The 16,483-nt window shown below is 59.2% G+C and carries 18 protein-coding genes; 14 read left to right on the top strand and 4 right to left on the bottom strand.

Going from position 1 to position 16,483, the window contains the following annotated elements; genetic code table 11:
• Positions 1-20 precede the first annotated feature (20 nt).
• Positions 21-590, bottom strand: coding sequence for a LabA-like NYN domain-containing protein (locus tag ASTEX_RS14760; RefSeq protein ID WP_013480431.1), 570 nt, complete (start codon positions 588-590; stop codon positions 21-23).
• Between ASTEX_RS14760 and folK the strand changes: the two genes are divergently transcribed.
• A complete protein-coding gene (folK, locus tag ASTEX_RS14755) occupies positions 575-1,177 on the top strand; it encodes a 2-amino-4-hydroxy-6-hydroxymethyldihydropteridine diphosphokinase (protein ID WP_245532573.1) in 603 nt (200 codons plus the stop codon). The two genes, ASTEX_RS14760 and folK, sit on opposite strands and share 16 nt — an antisense overlap.
• Here the strand turns inward: folK and ASTEX_RS14750 are convergent.
• Entirely contained in the window at positions 1,138-2,106 is a 969-nt protein-coding gene (locus tag ASTEX_RS14750) for a DMT family transporter (RefSeq protein WP_013480429.1), read from the bottom strand. The two genes, folK and ASTEX_RS14750, sit on opposite strands and share 40 nt — an antisense overlap.
• 195 nt (positions 2,107-2,301) lie before the next feature.
• Between ASTEX_RS14750 and rpoZ the strand changes: the two genes are divergently transcribed.
• The 12 genes from rpoZ (at position 2,302) to parC (ending at position 14,021) form a co-directional block, all read left to right on the top strand.
• Positions 2,302-2,661 (top strand): DNA-directed RNA polymerase subunit omega, encoded by a 360-nt coding sequence (rpoZ, locus tag ASTEX_RS14745; RefSeq protein WP_013480428.1) that lies wholly within the window; start codon positions 2,302-2,304, stop codon positions 2,659-2,661.
• 529 nt (positions 2,662-3,190) lie between these two features.
• Positions 3,191-5,416 carry a RelA/SpoT family protein gene (locus ASTEX_RS14740; RefSeq protein WP_041659574.1) on the top strand — a complete coding sequence of 742 codons (2,226 nt, stop codon included), beginning with the start codon at positions 3,191-3,193 and terminating at the stop codon, positions 5,414-5,416.
• Positions 5,417-5,483: 67 nt separating this feature from the next.
• Positions 5,484-6,074 carry an orotate phosphoribosyltransferase gene (gene pyrE, locus ASTEX_RS14735; RefSeq protein WP_013480426.1) on the top strand — a complete coding sequence of 197 codons (591 nt, stop codon included), beginning with the start codon at positions 5,484-5,486 and terminating at the stop codon, positions 6,072-6,074.
• Between the two features lie 5 nt (positions 6,075-6,079).
• Positions 6,080-6,829 carry a pyridoxine 5'-phosphate synthase gene (locus tag ASTEX_RS14730; protein WP_013480425.1) on the top strand — a complete coding sequence of 250 codons (750 nt, stop codon included), beginning with the start codon at positions 6,080-6,082 and terminating at the stop codon, positions 6,827-6,829.
• Positions 6,826-7,221: a holo-ACP synthase gene (acpS, locus tag ASTEX_RS14725; protein WP_013480424.1), complete on the top strand. Its 396-nt coding sequence runs from the start codon at positions 6,826-6,828 to the stop codon at positions 7,219-7,221. The genes ASTEX_RS14730 and acpS overlap by 4 nt, the downstream gene beginning before the upstream one ends.
• A 91-nt stretch (positions 7,222-7,312) precedes the next feature.
• The gene (gene lepB, locus ASTEX_RS14720) at positions 7,313-8,128 is read left to right on the top strand and encodes a signal peptidase I (protein ID WP_013480423.1); all 816 of its coding nucleotides are present in this window, start codon (positions 7,313-7,315) and stop codon (positions 8,126-8,128) included.
• Complete coding sequence (gene rnc / locus ASTEX_RS14715) at positions 8,128-8,856, top strand: ribonuclease III (RefSeq protein ID WP_013480422.1); 729 nt, start codon at positions 8,128-8,130, stop codon at positions 8,854-8,856. Before lepB ends, rnc begins: the two co-directional genes overlap by 1 nt.
• Entirely contained in the window at positions 8,853-9,824 is a 972-nt protein-coding gene (gene era, locus ASTEX_RS14710; protein WP_013480421.1) for a GTPase Era, read from the top strand. The genes rnc and era overlap by 4 nt, the downstream gene beginning before the upstream one ends.
• A gap of 146 nt (positions 9,825-9,970) precedes the next feature.
• Entirely contained in the window at positions 9,971-10,690 is a 720-nt protein-coding gene (recO, locus tag ASTEX_RS14705; protein ID WP_013480420.1) for a DNA repair protein RecO, read from the top strand.
• Positions 10,691-10,798: 108 nt separating this feature from the next.
• Positions 10,799-11,266, top strand: a complete 468-nt coding sequence (locus tag ASTEX_RS14700) for a hypothetical protein (protein WP_041659389.1) — start codon at positions 10,799-10,801, stop codon at positions 11,264-11,266.
• A gap of 71 nt (positions 11,267-11,337) precedes the next feature.
• Entirely contained in the window at positions 11,338-11,736 is a 399-nt protein-coding gene (locus ASTEX_RS14695) for a GFA family protein (protein ID WP_013480418.1), read from the top strand.
• Positions 11,737-11,804: 68 nt separating this feature from the next.
• Positions 11,805-14,021 carry a DNA topoisomerase IV subunit A gene (parC, locus tag ASTEX_RS14690; RefSeq protein WP_013480417.1) on the top strand — a complete coding sequence of 739 codons (2,217 nt, stop codon included), beginning with the start codon at positions 11,805-11,807 and terminating at the stop codon, positions 14,019-14,021.
• Between the two features lie 196 nt (positions 14,022-14,217).
• Here parC and ASTEX_RS14685 read toward each other — a convergent pair whose 3' ends face one another.
• Entirely contained in the window at positions 14,218-14,868 is a 651-nt protein-coding gene (locus ASTEX_RS14685; protein WP_013480416.1) for an IS1595 family transposase, read from the bottom strand.
• Positions 14,869-15,105: 237 nt separating this feature from the next.
• On the opposite strand from ASTEX_RS14685, the gene ASTEX_RS14680 reads away from it, so the two are divergent.
• Positions 15,106-15,747 carry an exopolysaccharide biosynthesis protein gene (locus tag ASTEX_RS14680; RefSeq protein ID WP_013480415.1) on the top strand — a complete coding sequence of 214 codons (642 nt, stop codon included), beginning with the start codon at positions 15,106-15,108 and terminating at the stop codon, positions 15,745-15,747.
• Here ASTEX_RS14680 and ASTEX_RS14675 read toward each other — a convergent pair.
• Positions 15,733-16,467 (bottom strand): arginyltransferase, encoded by a 735-nt coding sequence (locus ASTEX_RS14675; RefSeq protein ID WP_013480414.1) that lies wholly within the window; start codon positions 16,465-16,467, stop codon positions 15,733-15,735. The two genes, ASTEX_RS14680 and ASTEX_RS14675, sit on opposite strands and share 15 nt — an antisense overlap.
• Positions 16,468-16,483: the final 16 nt, after the last annotated feature.

Genomic DNA, 16,483 nt, shown 5'->3' with positions numbered 1-16,483 from the left:
TGGTGGGGCTTTATTCTATTTTAGTCTTCGAACTCGTCGTGGCGCGTATTGACCTGTTGCTGACGCGGGCGGCCTACGACGCTGGCCAGATCGGCCAGATCGACGAAGGTGTCGGCCTGACGGCGCAGTTCATCCGAGGTCATCGGCGGCTGCGACTTGACGGTAGAGACGACCGTAACGCGACAGCCCTTGCGCTGGACGGCTTCGATCAGGCGGCGGAAGTCGCCATCGCCAGAGAACAGCACCAGATGGTCGGCGTGTTCAGCAATTTCCATCATGTCGCAGGCGATTTCGATATCCATATCGCCGCGCCAGCGCTTGCGCCCTTGTGCATCGGTATATTCTTTGGCGGTCTTTGTAATCAGGGCAAAACCGTTATAGTCCAGCCAGTCTACAAGCGGGCGGATCGGTGAATAGTCGTCGCCTTCGACCAGAGCCGTGTAGTAGTAGGCACGCAGCAGAATACCGCGCTTACGAAACTCATCGAGAAGCTTGCGGTAATCAATATCGAAGTTAAGTGCCTTGGCTGCTGAGTAGAGGTTGGCACCGTCAATAAAGAGAGCAATCTTGTCGGTTGGATAAAAACTCATTTAAATGTCTTTCGTTTAAAAAATCGAAGAAAAAAATGTCTAAAACAGTAGCAGCGTTATCGGCGAATGTGCCTGACATCTACATTGCCTATGGCGCGAATTTGCCTCACGAATATCTCAATCCTTTGCAGGCCTTGGAGAGGGTTGTCAAGCGCTTGTGCCTTGATGACATAAAGGTTACGCAGATTTCATCCCTCTGGTGCTCTCAGGCGTGGCCGGACCCTAACTATCCGCCTTACCATAACGCCGTAATGGCGGTTTGCACGACTCTGAAACCGGACGATTTACTTACGCAGTTACACGCGCTGGAGGCCGAAACCGGTCGCGTGCGAAGCGAAAAAAGCAATCTACCGCGCGTGCTCGATCTCGATCTGATCGCCTATGGCGACAGGGTGCGTGAGGGCGTGCTGGTCCTGCCGCATCCGCGTGCCCATGAGCGGGGTTTTGTTATGGGGCCGCTGGCGGAGATTGCGCCGGACTGGCGGCATCCGGTTTTGGGCGTAAGCGCGCGGGAATTGTACGCGCGGGTGACGGTAGGGACCGATGCCTATCCGGCGGAAGATACGTCCGCCTTGTTAAGCCTCTGAGGTCTTTGTTCCAGCCAAGTGTAGAGCCCGACACCGCCCAGCACCAGCACGGTGCCGAGCAGGTCGATGAGCGAGAGGCTTTCCTTCAGAATCAGGACGCTGAGGCCCATGGTGAAGATGGGATTGATGAAGCCGATGACGGCATTGGCTTGAGAACTGATGCGCGCCAGAGCGAAGCTGACCAGGTAGCCGGGCAGGACGGTCGCGCCGATGGCCAGACCGAGCGCCAGCGTCCACAGGCCGGGATCGGCCGGGATGGCGCTGGCCTGGTGGGTCAGGCCAAAATGGATGAAGGTGGCGATGGCCGCCCCGACCATGCCGACCGATGTAAATAAGGCGGCGCCCATCTGCGCGATCAGCGGTTTGGCCAGCAGCAGATAGAGGGCAAAGGCGACGGAGGAGGCCATAACCCAACCGGCACCTATGGCAACGTCCGGCCCGCCGCTGCCCGCTTCCGACCAGAAGACAAGGGCCAGACCGGCATAAGCAATGACAAAGGCGGGCAGGGCCAGCACTTTCAGTGGCTGTCGGAACAGCCACGCCCCCAGAAGGATGACGAACAAAGGATAGGTGAACAGGATCAGGCGTTCAAACTGCGGCGACAGGTGCACCAGCCCTTCGAAATCGGTATAGCTGGCGAACCAGTAACCCAGCGCGCCAACCGCCAGTGCCTTGAGATACAGGCTGCCCGACAAGGGCGCGGCCTTTCGCTGGCGATAGCGGGTGATCAGGCCGACCACGATAAAGAAGGGCGTGGCGATCAGAAGTCGCAGGGTCAAAAGCGTCGAGGCATCGACCTCATAGGCATAGGCCAGCTTGATGAAGATGCCCTTGGTGGCGAATAGAAACGCGCCGGCCAGAGCCAGAGCATAGCCGCTCCAGCGTGACAGGGCGGATGGGGACGCAACAGGGGAGGACGCAGCGGACATGATGCGCGTCTCTTAGGCGAGGCGGGCAGGCGGTGCAACCGCTGCGCAGCGGCGTGAACGCAAATGACAAGTAATTCTTGTCTTTTACAGCGGCACTGGGTAAAGACGGGGTGAACGAACACGGCTCACGCTGTCGGTCAAGGCGAAATGCGTCTTGGCGGCGGCGTTTTTGTCATTATTTGCAAAGGGTTCTGCATGGCTCGCGTCACCGTCGAAGATTGCGTCGAGAAGGTCGATAACCGTTTCAATCTGGTGCTGCTGGCGGCACATCGCGCCCGCGCCATCTCTTCGGGTGCTTCGATCCTGCTCGACCGCGACAACGACAAAAACCCGGTTGTGGCCCTGCGTGAGATCGCCGAAGACAAGCTGCCGCCGGAAAGCCTGACCGAAAGCCTGATCGCTTCGCTGCAACGCGTTGATGAGCGCACCGAAGCCGAGGAAGAGGCCGAGACCCTGGCCCTGCTGGCCGATCCGCAGCATCAGCAGATGTCGGAAAGCGAGCTGATCCGCGCGCTTCAGTCCGACCGCGATGGTGGTCAGGAAGAGCGCTACTAAGCCTCTGCTATCTTTTGAATATTTGGAACACCGGCCTGTTGCTCAGGCCGGTGTTTTTCTTTGCGCGCGCGCCTGCCCATAACTTTGCGCATAACACCAACGCCCGAAGATGCTGACGCATCCGGTCGGTTAAAAAACGCGAATGTCTCATATGTATCAGAGACATAAGACATTCGCGAAACGAATACACAGAGTGATCTTCAATGCCTCTTGTTATAAACCCTGCTTTTTTATTGGCGATTATAGGTTTGCGGGGTTACTCTTTGACTCGCGTGGCGGGGCTCTTATCTAAGGAGCCTGCATGTATGAGAAGAGTACGGTTCTGGACATGGCAACTGAAGGTCAATCGGTAATCACGGCACGGGTTTCGTCTGAAAACGAACCGCCTGCTGTGCCGCCCGGTTTCCCGGAAGAAACGCCCCCGGAAGTTCCCCCCGGTGAGCCTAAGGAAGGGGATATCATACCCCCACCTGAAGCACCGCCGCTCGATCCGCCGGCGGAAACGCCTCCGATCCAGACACCCCCGGAAATGCCGTCAATGACGCAGATGGCGCAGGCTCCCAAGCCTGCGCCTACCCCGGCTCCGAAGCGCCGTTTCCTGCGTCAGATGGAGCTGATCGACCGGGTGGCGGCCTATGATCCGACCGTCGATGAGGCGCTTCTCAACCGCGCCTATGTCTATGCCATGCGTATGCACGGGGCGCAGTTGCGCGCTTCGGGCGACCCCTATTTCGCCCACCCGATCGAGGTGGCGGGGATTTTGACCGATTACAAGCTGGACTCGGCGGCCATCGTGACGGCGCTGCTGCACGACACCATCGAAGACACGCCCGCCACACGCGAAGAAATCGCTTCGCTGTTCGGCGAAGAGATCGCGCAACTGGTCGAAGGCGTCACCAAGCTGACGCGGTTGGAACTGAAATCCGAATACACCAAGCAGTCGGAAAACCTGCGCAAATTCATTCTGGCCATTTCCAAGGACGTGCGCGTGCTGCTGGTGAAGCTGGCCGACCGTCTGCACAATATGCGCACCCTGCAATACGTGCCGGAGCACAAGCGCGAACGCATTTCGCGTGAAACGCTGGAGGTCTATGCGCCGCTGGCCCGTCAGATCGGCTGCAACCGCTTTGCCACCGAACTGGAAGATCTGGCCTTCACCTTTATCAATCCGCGCGGGCGCGCGGCCATCCTGCAAAGACTGGCCGATCTGCGCGATCAGAAGGGCGCTGCGGTCGCCGATATTGCGCGCGATATTCAGGATACGCTGTCGGTCGCCGGTATTGAGGCGCGGGTGTCGGGGCGTGAGAAATCGCCCTATTCGATCTGGCGCAAGCTGCAACGCAAGTCGATCGGCTTTTCGCAACTGTCGGATATTGTGGCGTTTCGTGTCATCGTCGATAGCCCGGACGACTGCTACCTGTCTCTGGGCGTGCTGCACCGCAAGTGGCCGTGCGTACAGGACCGCTTCAAGGACTTTATCTCAACGCCCAAGTCCAACAACTATCAGTCCCTGCATACCACCGTCATCGGCCACAAGGGCGCGCGCATCGAAATGCAGATCCGCACCGAGGTGATGGACCGCGTGGCCGAAGAGGGGCTGGCGGCGCACTGGGGCTATAAAAACCAGGCCTATGGCTTCGATGAGGCGGCGGCGACCCAGTGGGCCGAGCGCAACCCCATCGCCAATCTGCGCGCCATTGTGCAGATCGCCGAAAATGGTGGCGATTCCGACGAATGGGTCGAACACGCCAAGCTGGAAATGTTCCTCGATCAGGTCTTCTGCTTCTCGCCCAAGGGCCGCCTGATCTCCTTGCCGCGTGGGGCCATGCCGCTCGACTTCGCCTATGCGGTGCATACCGAGGTGGGCGACAAGGCTATCGGCGCCGTAATCAATGGCGAGCACAAGCCGCTGCGCACGCCCTTGCAGAATGGCGATCAGGTCGAAATCATCACCGGCGTCGAAGCGCGGGTAAACCCGGACTGGCAGTCTCTGACCATTACCGGACGCGCCCGTGCGGCCATCCGGCGCAGCATCCGTCAGACCCAGCGCGACGACTTCATCCGTCTGGGGCGCTCGGCGCTGGAACGCGGGGCGGCGCAGGTCGAAAAGACCCTGACCGACATGTCCTGGCGTCCGGCCTTTGAGCGCTTTCAGGTGCAGAGCGAGGATGAGCTTTTTGAGCTGTGTGGCCGCGGCAAGATCGCCCCGGCCAAGGTGCTGGAGGCCCTGTTCCCCGGCCTGAAACTGCCCGCCACCCTGACCACGGATTCCTTTAGCCGTATCAAGGATGGTGAAGACGCCACGGCCTTTGTGCGCGGCCATGCGCTGCGGCCGCAGCAGAAGATCGTCTTTTCGCGCTGCTGCACCCCGGTGCCGGGTGACCGCATCGTTGGCATTGTCGAAGGCGCGGCAGTGCACGTCCATTCAATCGAATGCGAGCAACTGGAAGCCTATGAGGGGCAAAAAGAGGTGTGGATCGACCTGCAATGGACGCTCAACGCCGAAAAGAACACCGTCTCGCCCGCGCGTATCCGCGCCAATATGCGCAACAAGCCGGGCGTTCTGGGGCAGGTCTGTACCCTGATCGGTGAGGCGAAAGGTAATATCGTCAATATCCGCCTGTCGAACCAGCAGGTCGATTTCCTCGATGCGGAATTCGAAGTCGAGGTGCTGGATGCCCGCCACCTGACCAATATTACGGCGGCGATCCGCACCAATCCCTCGGTCGAGGGGGTCGAGCGGATCAGGGGCTAAAAATCCTTTGGGTTCGACGGCGATTTGGCCTATGTAGCGGCAAAACACATACTGCCGGGACCCTCCCATGACCTCTGAAGACGTGATCAATGAATTTCGTGACGCCAATGCCCTGAGAGAGGGGCATTTCGTGTTATCGAGCGGGCTGCATTCGCCGCTGTTCCTGCAAAAAAACCTTGTCTTCATGAACGCCGACCGCTGTGAGCGCCTGTGCAAGGCGCTGGCCGAAAAGATCGTGGCGCAGGCCGGTAGCGTCGATGTGGCGATTTCGCCGGCGGTGGGCGGCATCATTCCGGGCTATGAGACGGCGAGGCACCTGAAAGTCCCGTCCATGTATGTTGAGCGCGTCGAAGGTGAGTTCAAGCTGCGTCGCGGCTTCCACATCGAACCCGGCGCGAAGGTGGTCATGGTCGAAGACATCGTCACCACCGGCCTGTCGTCGCGCGAATGTATCGCCGCCATTCAGGCATTGGGCGGCGAAGTCGTCGCGGCGGCCTGTATTGTTGACCGGTCGGGGGGCAAGGCAGATGTGGGCGTGCCGCTGATCTCGCTGGCCAGCCTCGAAGTGCCCGCCTATCCCTCCGATGCCCTGCCGCCGGAACTGGCCGCCATTCCGGTGCAGGACCCTGGCAGCCGTCGTCTGTCGCAAAAGGCCTGACGTCCATGAACCGCATCCGTCTGGGGATCAATATCGACCACATCGCCACGGTGCGTAATGCGCGCGGCGGCCATGCACCTGACCCGGCGCGCGGCGCGCGGCAGGTGCTGGAGGCCGGGGTCGATGGCATCACGGCGCACCTGCGCGAAGATCGCCGCCACGTGATCGATAAGGATATCTGGGCGCTGAAAGCCGTTTGTGATGAATTCGGCAAACCGCTGAATTTCGAGATGGCGGTGACCGATGAGATGATCGGCATTGCGCTTGATCTCAAGCCGCACGCCTGTTGTCTGGTACCCGAACGGCGTCAGGAACGCACCACCGAGGGCGGTCTGGATGTAGCGGGGAATATTGACGTGGTGGGCCCGGCGGTGGCACGGCTAAATGCAGCCGGTATCCGCTCCTCGCTGTTTATTGCCACTGACCCGCTTCAGGTATCGGCGGCGTCGAATATCGGCGCGCCGGTCGTCGAATTCCACACGGGCGCCCTGTGCGACGCCTGGCGCGAAGGGGAACGTTCGATCGTCGAAACCGAGATGAAGAAGCTCGAATGGGCGGCACACATGGCGGCCGAGGTCGGTATCGAGGTCCATGCGGGCCACGGCATCGACTACGACACCGTGACCTTTATTTCGCGCGTGCCTCAGATCAAAGAGCTGAATATCGGCCACTTCCTGATCGGTGAAGCCATCTTTGTGGGGCTTGAGGCTTCGGTCAGTCGGATGCGGCACCTGATGGACGCCGCGCGCCTATGATACTTGGCGTGGGCATGGACCTGACCGACGCGGCGCGCATCCGGCAATCGGTCGAACGCTTTGGTCAGAAGTTCCTTGATCGCGTGTTCACGCCCGCCGAGCAGGCCTATGCCCTATCGAAAACGCCCGTGCATCCGACTCTCGCCAAGCGTTTCGCCGCCAAAGAAGCGGTGATGAAGGCGCTGGGCAGCGGTTTGCGCGGCTTTCATTTCGCCGACATAGAGGTGCGCAATGATACGCTGGGCAAGCCGGAGGTGACGCTTAAAAACGGCGCGCTTGACCGGCTTCAGGCGCTGCTGCCACAGGGCTGTGCGGCGCGCATCCACCTCAGCCTGACGGATGAGGGCGATCTGGCCGGGGCCTATGTGATTATCGAGGCGCTCCCTGAATAAAATGTAACGTCTATTTTTGGCCGGAATCTAAAAATAGACAGGTCGAAGGAATGCGCTTAAAGCTATGGGCGCTAAAGGAATGGGGCTGTTTATGAGCGCTGAGGACAAGGTTACGGAAAACGTGGCCGTAGAAAAAGATATTGTCGAAAGCGACGAAAAGTCGGCGGTCAAGGACGAATGGTCGGATATTATCAAGACCGTGGCGATCGCCCTGATCATCACGCTGGTTTTCCGCACGCTGTTTTTCCAGCCCTTCACCATCCCGTCGGCCTCGATGGAGCCTAACCTCTATGAGGGCGACTATATTGTGGTGCGCAAGTGGGACTATGGCTATTCGAAGCACTCCATCCAGTTTTCACCGCCGGTGATTTCGGGCCGCATTTTCGAAAAGCAGGCCAAGCGCGGCGACATCGTGGTGTTCAAACTGCCCAGCAACACCAAGGTCGATTACATCAAGCGCGTCATCGGCCTGCCGGGTGACCGCGTTCAGGTGAAGAATGGTCAGGTCTTTATCAATGAACAGCCGGTGACCACCATCGACAAGGGGCCGATTTCCGCCGGTATCACCTATGCGACGCCGGATGTTGAGGTGATGCAGGAAGACCTGCCCGATGGGGCGACCCACCTCACGCAGGATATGGGCTATAAGCCCGAAGCCGACGACACGCAGGAATTTACTGTCCCCGAAGGTCAGTATTTCGTGATGGGCGACAACCGCGACAACTCACTCGACAGCCGTTTCTCGCCCGCCGATCCCTTCCAGCCGGGTGTCGGCTTCGTGCCAGCCGAAAACCTTGAGGGCAAGGCGGTCATGGTGCTGATCTCGTGGAACAAGGGGGCCTCGCTGTTCAAGCCGTGGACCTGGCTTGACCTGCGCTGGGACCGTTTCTTCAAGTCCCTGAAATAATGACGCGTATGCAAAGGGATGCCTCCGGTCACCGGCAAAAGGTGCTGGATGAGCTGGAGGCGAAGCTCGGATACCGCTTTGCGGACCGCCAACTGCTCGACAGCGCGCTTACGCATGCCAGTGTCAGCGACGGGCGTCCGAAAAAGACCGTCTCCAGCGACAATGAGCGGCTGGAGTTTCTCGGCGATCGCGTGCTGGGTCTGCTGGTGGCCGAAGCCCTGATGCAGGCCTTTCCGCAGGCGGCCGAAGGCGAGATGTCGCAGCGCCTGCACGGGCTGGTGAGCCGCGAAACCTGCGCGGCGGTGGCGATGTCGCTGGGCGTCGGGGCGGCCATGCGTCTGGCCCCTGGCGAAACCAAGAGCGGCGGCCGTTCCAACCTGACTATTCTCGGTGATGCCTGTGAGGCCCTGATCGCGGCCGTCTATCTCGACGGCGGTTTTGAGACGGCGCGGCGCATTTTCGGGCCTCTGTGGCAACCGCATATCCGCGCCAGCCACTCCCGCTCGCACCTGAACCCCAAGTCTCACCTTCAGGAATGGGCGGCGCAGAAAAAGCTCCCTTCACCGAAATATGAGATTGTGGAACGCAGCGGGCCTGATCATGCCCCTATCTTTAAGGTCGCGCTCACGCTAGAAGGCTATGATCCCGTCGTCGCCAGCGGCAAGTCCCGTCAGGAGGCCGAAAAGGCGGCGGCCCTTAGCTTTATCGAACACGCAGGTCTTAATTGACGATTACCTCTTCTTCTCCCGCGACGACGCGCGCGGGTTTCGCCGCCATCATCGGCGCGCCCAATGCGGGCAAATCCACCCTTGTCAACGCTCTGGTCGGCTCCAAAGTCTCCATCGTCACTCAAAAAGTGCAGACGACGCGCTTTCCGGTGCGCGGTATCGCCATTCACGGTAAAGCGCAGATCGTGCTGGTCGATACGCCGGGCATCTTTAAGCCGCGCCGACGTCTTGACCGTGCCATGGTCAAATCGGCCTGGGGTGGGGCCGAAGACGCCGACATCGTGGTCATGCTGATCGACGCTCCGGCGCATCTGGCTGTGCATTTCCCGGCCCCCGATACCAAGCCGACCGGTGCCGACAAGCTGGCGGTCGAAGACGCCGAAACCATCATTGCGGGCTTAAAGGCCAATAACCGCCGCGCCATTCTGGTGTTGAACAAGATCGACCTTCTGCGCCGCGATAACCTGCTGGCTCTGGCCGACAGCCTGTTCAAGGAAGGCGTTTTCGATCAGGTCTTCATGATCTCGGCCGAAAAAGGCAACGGCATTAGCGACCTTATGGAGGCTCTGGCCGATAAAATGCCTTCGGGGCCGTGGCTTTATCCGGAAGATCAGGCCGCCGATGCGCCGGTGCGTATTCTGGCCGCTGAAATCACCCGCGAAAAGCTGTTCCTGCGCGTGCATGAGGAATTGCCCTATGCCTGTGCCGTGGTGACGACTGACTTCAAGGACATGCCGGACGGTGCGGCGCGCATTGAACAGACCATCTTCGTTGAACGCGACGGTCAGCGCGCCATCGTGCTGGGCAAGAACGGCCAGACCCTGAAATGGATCGGTCAGCGCGCCCGTCAGGAACTGATGGATATTCTCGACCGCAAGGTGCACCTGTTCCTGCACGTTCAGGTCAATGAGCGCTGGAGCGACGACCGGGCCTTATACGCGCAGTTCGGTCTGGAGTTCGGGGAGTAATTTCACGTGAGGCTGGCCTGCAACGGGCACTTTTCTGCGCTTCCGGTGCTCACGTACTTAAGTACGCTGCGCGCCGGTTCTCGAAAAGCGCCCGTTTCGTCTCAGCCTGACGTGAAATTTTCTTGCGTCGTGAAGGGGGGATCGTCGTGACTTTCGAAGACGATGCCTTTGTCTTAAGCGCCCGGCCGCACGGGGAAACCGGCGCGGTGGTGCACTTTCTGACGCTGGAACACGGCCACATTGCCGCCCATGTGCCTGGTGGGGCGTCGCGTCGCCTTAAGCCCTATCTGCAACCGGCCAGCCGCGTGCGCCTATCCTATCGGGCGCGCACCGCCGACCAGCTGGGCTCGGCCACCCTTGAGCCCGAAGGCGACGCCACGGCGGAAATTTTCGACGACCCTATGGCCCTGATCGGCGTGCAGTGCGCCTGCGTTATGACGCGCGCCGTGTTGCCCGAGCGCGAGGCCTATCCGGGGGCTTTTTATGCCTTTGAAACGTTGATCAACGCCTTTGGACTGCCCGGCGTCTGGCCCTATGTCTATGTGCGTTTTGAAATGGGCCTGCTGGAAGCCGTCGGGTTTGGCCTTGACCTGTCGGCCTGTGCGGTGAGCGGCAGCCGCGACGATCTGGCCTATGTCTCGCCGCGTTCGGCCCGCGCCGTCAGCCGCCGCGAAGGCGAGCCCTATAAGGATAAGCTGCTGCCTTTGCCGGGATTTTTGCTGTCGTCACAAGGCGGTGTTCAGGCCGATGATCTGCGCCGGGGGCTGGACCTGACCGGCTTTTTTCTGGAGCGGCATATCTTCCATCCGCTCAATCAACCCTTGCCCGAAATCCGCACGCGCCTTATCGACAGTGTACGGGATTAGCGATTCCGTTTTTAAAATGAACGCGAAAACGCCGTTCTCCATGCTTTAGTAACGTGTTTTCACTAAGTTAGGCCGATGGGCTCGATTCGGGCGGGTAGTTTGACGAGTATGTCAGGATATAGCGAACAGGAACTGCGGGCGGCCAACGTCAATCCGGAAACGGGTTTGGCGACGGATTACCTCAACCTGTTCAACGAAGCGATCATGCTGTTTGAAATGGGCCTCGACATGCCGGACATGGCCGAGGAACTGATGGACTGGCGTCGTCGCGGCTATGTCGAACACTTTGAAAATTCCGGCTTTGAGCAAAAAGACGTCGTCATTGCCTCCTATCGGGCCTCGCCCGAAGCGGTGCGCAAACCCTTCGATGAGGCCTGCGAAAAGGCGCTCGAAGAGTTTGAGTCTGGCATTCATATCCTGCTCAGTTCCAATCTCGAAGACGAAGTGGCGCGCGAAGACCTGGCGGTGCGTCTCGATAGTATGAAGGCGCGGGTTGTCGAAATGGACGCCCATATTCACGGACGTGCCGAGCGCCTCGAAAATAGTCTGCAAAACGCTGTGGACGCCCTGTTCTAAGCCTTTGAGCTGCTGCTGACAAATTTTGTCATCACACTCTGCGAAGCTCGCTCCCTCAAATGGAGCGAAACATGATCCTCACAGCCACCTGCCATTGCGGAGCGACCCGCATCGACATCTTAAAGGCGCCCGAAGGCGGGCGGACCTGTAACTGCACCTACTGCCATCGCGTCGGCGCTGTGTGGGCCTATTTTGCGTCGGCTGACGTCTCGATCCACAGTGCGACGCACGATCGCATGTATTCGGCCAGCGGCTGGCTTAATCAACACCATTTCTGCGGCCATTGCGGCGGCAATACGCACGGCGACAGCCCGGACTGGGCCTCAGCCTATAATGCTGATGGCACACCTAAGGGGGAGGCGGGCGTCGTGCCTGAGCAGCGCATCGTCGCCATCAATATGCGCCTGGTCGATGGTTTTGATCTGAACAGCCTGCCGGTCGAAGCGCTGGATGGCCGCAACAATTGGTGAGGGCGCCCTCCACAACCTGTTCTGCATATGTGCTTGTGCGAGAAGCGCGAAGGCCTTACGCATAAGGCATGAGCAAAGATGTGATTCCTGACGAAGGCGGCCGTATCCTCAGCGAACCGATGGGTGAGGCCCTGTCGCGGCGCTATCTGGCCTATGCCCTGTCCACCATCATGCACCGGGCCCTGCCGGACGTGCGCGACGGTCTGAAGCCGGTGCACCGACGCGTCTTATACGCCATGCACAATATGCGGCTGAACCCGCAGGCGGCGGCGCGCAAATCGGCCAAGGTCGTCGGGGAAGTCATGGGTAACTTCCACCCGCACGGCGATCAATCGATCTACGATGCGTTGGTGCGTATGGCGCAATGGTTCGCTCAGCGCTATCCCATGGTCGATGGGCAGGGTAACTTCGGCAATATCGATGGCGATTCCGCTGCCGCCATGCGTTACACCGAATGCAAGATGACGACGGCAGCCATGCTGCTGCTGGACGGCATCGACGAGAATGCCGTCGATTTCCGTCCGACCTATGACGGTCAGGATGAGGAGCCGGTCGTGCTGCCGGCGGCGTTCCCGAACCTGTTGGCCAATGGGGCGACGGGTATCGCTGTGGGCATGGCGACCTCCATCCCGCCGCACAATGTCGCCGAGCTGATCGATGCCTGTAAGCTGCTGATCGCCGAGCCCAATACCGACACCAACGGCCTGATGGCCATTATTCCGGGGCCCGACTTCCCGACGGGCGGCATCTGCGTCGAACGCCGCGAAGCGATTTACGAGGCCTATGAGACAGGCCGCGGCAGCGTGCGGGTGCGCGCCCGCTATGAGGTTGAGGATCTGGGCCGCGGGGCGTGGCGTATCCTCGTCTCTGAAATCCCGTATCAGGTGCAGAAGTCGCGCCTGATCGAGCAACTGGCCGACCTGATCGAAGCGAAGAAGGCCCCTCTGCTGGGCGATGTGCGCGACGAATCCGACGAAGAGGTGCGCCTGATCCTTGAGCCCAAGACGCGCAATATCGACCCCGAAGTGCTGATGGAAAGCCTGTTCAAGATCTCCGATCTGGAAACGCGCTTTGCCTTCAATATGAACGTGCTGGACAAGACCGGTACGCCGCGCGTCATGGGTCTGAAGACCATCCTGACCTCCTTCCTTGACCACCGCCGCGAAGTGCTGATCCGCCAATCGCAGTGGCGTCTAGACAAGATCGAGAAGCGTCTGCACGTTCTGGACGGCCTGATGATCGCCTTCCTCAATCTGGATGAGGTGATCCGCATCATCCGCGAGGACGAGACGCCGAAACAGACCCTGATGGCGCGTTTCGAGCTGACCGAGGTTCAGGTCGATTACATCCTTGATACGCGGCTGCGGCAACTGGCGCGGCTGGAAGAAATGGCCATCAAGGGCGAGCACGACAAGCTGTCGAAGGAACGCGACGGGCTGTTGTCTCTGCTGGGCTCCGAAAAGAAGCAGTGGAAGCGCATCGACGAACAACTGACCGAGGTGCGCAAGCAGCTTCTGTCGGCGCGCCGCACCACCTTTGCCGAAGCGCCGCAAGGCGTTGAGGTGGCGGCCATCGAATCCTATCTGCCCAAGGAAGCCCTGACCGTCATCCTGTCGGAACGCGGCTGGATTCGCGCCACCAAGGGCCGCGTCGATGATCCGTCGGAGCTGAAGTTCAAGGAAGGCGACAACCTCGGCTTCCTGGTGCCCGGCTATAATACCGACAAGCTGCTGATCATGACCTCGGATGGCCGCTTCTTTACGCTGGGCTGCGACAAGCTGCCGTCTGGTCGCGGGCACGGCGAGCCGCTCCAGTTGATGCTGGAGATGGAAGAAAACACCCGTATCGTCAATGTCTTCATGTTCACGCCGGGGGCTAAGCGCTTGATGGTGTCGAAGAACGGCTATGGCTTCGTGATGAACGAAGAGGACGCCGTCGGTAACAAGAAGGCCGGTAAGTCTGTGCTCAATGCTGATGGGACCGAGGCCTTTGTGGCCCTGCCGGTGACGGGCGACCACGTGGTTATTCTGGGTGAAAACAACAAGGTGCTGGTCTATCCGGTCTCAGAACTGCCGGAAATGGCGCGCGGCAAGGGCGTCAAGCTGCAAGGCTATAAAGACGGCGGCGTCAAGGACATCGCGATCTTTGATCAGGCCGGGCCGGTGCAGTGGTTCGACGGATCGGGCAAGGCGCGTGACTTCAAGGACTGGAAAGACTTTGTGGGTAAGCGCGCCAGTGTCGGCAAGATGGCCCCGCGCGGCCTGCGCAAGCTGCGTCCGGTGTAAGGCTTTAAAGGACCACAGATTACACAGATTACACAGATTGGGACGCGCCCCGGCGCGTCTCTTTTTTGGCAGAGCGCTTGCCGAAAAGTGTGACCCACTTTTGGCTTCGCCGAACTTCGTTTCGGATAAGAAAGCGCGTTTAAGCAAAAGATTAGGCTGTGGTGACGATTAACTTTGGGGGTGTCGTAGATAAGGTCTACAAATTAGCCCAACCGCGCAGAGTTTTGAGTTGCTGCTTAGGCGATCCGTGATTGAATCTAAATTCGCACTCCTTGATAAACAAGAAGAAGTTTTGCCGCGGAATACCATTGTATTTTCGCAGGACGCGCTTGGCCTGATTCCAGAAGTTTTCGATGCCGTTGATGTGGTTCTGCTTGTCGGCAAACAGCTTGGAGTGGTTGATGCGGCTGTGGTGGAACTCGGAGACATCAAGCGCGCTATAGCTGCCGAAGGTATCCGTGTACACGATGCTATCTGGCTGAATTATCTTACGAATAATTGGCATCAAAGTCGTGGCTTTGGCATCTGAAATGGGAATGACAAAGACCTTGCCGCGCCGTTTCAAAAGGCTGAAGACGGGAACCTTGCCCAAAGCCCCCCGACCTCGTTTGCCTTTACGAACTCCGCCGAAATAGCTTTCTTTCACCTCGACCTCACCGCCGAGCAACTCTTCATTGGCGGCGGCCTGCTCGACGATAAGTTCGCGCACTTTTCGGTAAAATAAGGCCACGGTGTTGGCCTGCAAACCCAACACATCCGCAGCCGAGCGCGCTGTCACTTCCAGAACGAAAAACTCCAGAAGCCGAAGCTGTGTTTTTCGACTTAACTTGCAGCGCTTTAAACCCATATAGCCACCATAGATAAGTTACCTTATCTACGACAGCCCCTTAACTTTTGCGATCTTCCTCCTCCCAATTTTATGGGGAGGTGCCGAACGGGCACAGTGTGTGACTGAAACCCGCGATAGTCACCGCGCACGTCATCTGTGTAATCTGTGGTTCCCTCTTTCTGCCCCTAAAAAACGTCCATTCACGCAAACGATTTTCCACTTGCGCCCTTATGCGCCTTTCGGTGCATATGCCGCATGCGTAAGATTTTTGGCTTTCACGACACTTCCGAAACCCTCAGTGCCATGCTGACCCATACGGTGGGACGCATTGAGGGCAAGCACACAACACTACGGGAACTGATCGACATGATGGGTGAGCAGGGCCTGCTGCTGCTCTGCGTGTTACTGTGTCTGCCGTTTCTGATCCCCGTGTCGGTGCCGGGCATTTCCATCCCGTTCAGCGCCGCCATCATCCTTATTGCCGTGGCCATTCTTTTCAACCGCCTGCCGTGGCTGCCGGAAAAGATGCTGGACCGTGAGATCGAGACGGCGAAGCTGGTCCCGGTGCTGCAACGCGGGGTTGGCGTGGTGTCGAAGATCGACCGTTTCGTTAAGCCACGCCTGCTCAGGCTGACCAGCGGGGCGGTGTCGAACCGCGTCAATGCGCTGGTCCTGATCTATGCGGCGATCATCATGATGCTGCCGCTGGGGATTATCCCCTTTTCCAACACCCTGCCGGCGGTGGCAATTCTACTGACGGCGGTCGGCATGATCCAGCGCGACGGCCTGTTTGTGCTGCTGGGGCACGTGTTTGCACTCGCGGCCACGCTTTATGTTGGCATCATTGTCTATGGGGCCTTTACCGCCGGGCGCGGACTGAATTCAGTCTTCAGTTAAATCCGGATCAATCTCGGTCCAGCCGAAATCGGTCAGCGCTTCCAGCGGCCTGTAACGCGCCTTATAGTCCATCTTGGGCGAGCCCTTCACCCAGTAGCCGAGATAGACATAGGCATAGCCCGCACGCTGCGCCTGATCAATGTGGTCAAGAATAACAAAGCGGCCCAGCGAGCGGTTCATCAAGTCGGGATCGTAGAAGCTATAGACCAGCGACAGGCCGTCATTGAGCGCATCAACCAGCACGCAACCGATGAGCTGACCATCCAGCCGATATTCGATCATATGCGTGCGTACCAGCGTGTCTTCGACCATGGCCACCAGATCGGGCCAGGTCATGTCCATCATGCCGCCGTCGGGGTGGCGGGCTTTCAGGTATTTTTGCAGCAGATCGTACTGCTCGCGCGTCGCTTCGGCCTCACGGAAATGCCGCGTCAATCCTGCGTTGCGCTTAAGGATGCGCTTGTCCGTTCGATTGTGCTGATAGCCGTGCACGGGGATGCGCACCGACTGACAGGCGCGACAGGCCGGGCAGGCCGGACGGTAGGCGATGTTCTGAGAGCGCCGAAACCCTATGGCCGAAAGCTGATCATTGACATTGATGGCTTCGTGCGGAGGCAGGTGCACAAACACCTTGCGTTCCTCCTGACCTTCCAGATACGGGCATGGGCCAGGGATGGTCAGATAGTATCTGAGCTTTCGTCCCGGAAAATGCTCGCTCATGGGGTGATGCCTGATA

Source organism: Asticcacaulis excentricus CB 48, assembly GCF_000175215.2.
GTDB lineage: Bacteria > Pseudomonadota > Alphaproteobacteria > Caulobacterales > Caulobacteraceae > Asticcacaulis > Asticcacaulis excentricus.
Note: the sequence above shows the minus strand (reverse complement) of the source record. Positions and strands in the feature narration are given on the sequence as shown.

What these genes read in the sequence shown, in the direction of transcription:
- ASTEX_RS14760 (WP_013480431.1), bottom strand. Translation starts at nt 590, where the DNA reads ATGAGTTTTTATCCAACCGACAAGATTGCTCTCTTTATTGACGGTGCC.
- parC (WP_013480417.1), top strand. Translation starts at nt 11,805, where the DNA reads ATGAGCAAAGATGTGATTCCTGACGAAGGCGGCCGTATCCTCAGCGAA.
- ASTEX_RS14750 (WP_013480429.1), bottom strand. Translation starts at nt 2,106, where the DNA reads ATGTCCGCTGCGTCCTCCCCTGTTGCGTCCCCATCCGCCCTGTCACGC.
- pyrE (WP_013480426.1), top strand. Translation starts at nt 5,484, where the DNA reads ATGACCTCTGAAGACGTGATCAATGAATTTCGTGACGCCAATGCCCTG.
- rpoZ (WP_013480428.1), top strand. Translation starts at nt 2,302, where the DNA reads ATGGCTCGCGTCACCGTCGAAGATTGCGTCGAGAAGGTCGATAACCGT.
- ASTEX_RS14680 (WP_013480415.1), top strand. Translation starts at nt 15,106, where the DNA reads ATGCGTAAGATTTTTGGCTTTCACGACACTTCCGAAACCCTCAGTGCC.
- ASTEX_RS14700 (WP_041659389.1), top strand. Translation starts at nt 10,799, where the DNA reads ATGTCAGGATATAGCGAACAGGAACTGCGGGCGGCCAACGTCAATCCG.
- rnc (WP_013480422.1), top strand. Translation starts at nt 8,128, where the DNA reads ATGACGCGTATGCAAAGGGATGCCTCCGGTCACCGGCAAAAGGTGCTG.
- ASTEX_RS14730 (WP_013480425.1), top strand. Translation starts at nt 6,080, where the DNA reads ATGAACCGCATCCGTCTGGGGATCAATATCGACCACATCGCCACGGTG.
- lepB (WP_013480423.1), top strand. Translation starts at nt 7,313, where the DNA reads ATGAGCGCTGAGGACAAGGTTACGGAAAACGTGGCCGTAGAAAAAGAT.
- ASTEX_RS14695 (WP_013480418.1), top strand. Translation starts at nt 11,338, where the DNA reads ATGATCCTCACAGCCACCTGCCATTGCGGAGCGACCCGCATCGACATC.
- ASTEX_RS14740 (WP_041659574.1), top strand. Translation starts at nt 3,191, where the DNA reads ATGCCGTCAATGACGCAGATGGCGCAGGCTCCCAAGCCTGCGCCTACC.
- acpS (WP_013480424.1), top strand. Translation starts at nt 6,826, where the DNA reads ATGATACTTGGCGTGGGCATGGACCTGACCGACGCGGCGCGCATCCGG.
- ASTEX_RS14685 (WP_013480416.1), bottom strand. Translation starts at nt 14,868, where the DNA reads ATGGGTTTAAAGCGCTGCAAGTTAAGTCGAAAAACACAGCTTCGGCTT.
- ASTEX_RS14675 (WP_013480414.1), bottom strand. Translation starts at nt 16,467, where the DNA reads ATGAGCGAGCATTTTCCGGGACGAAAGCTCAGATACTATCTGACCATC.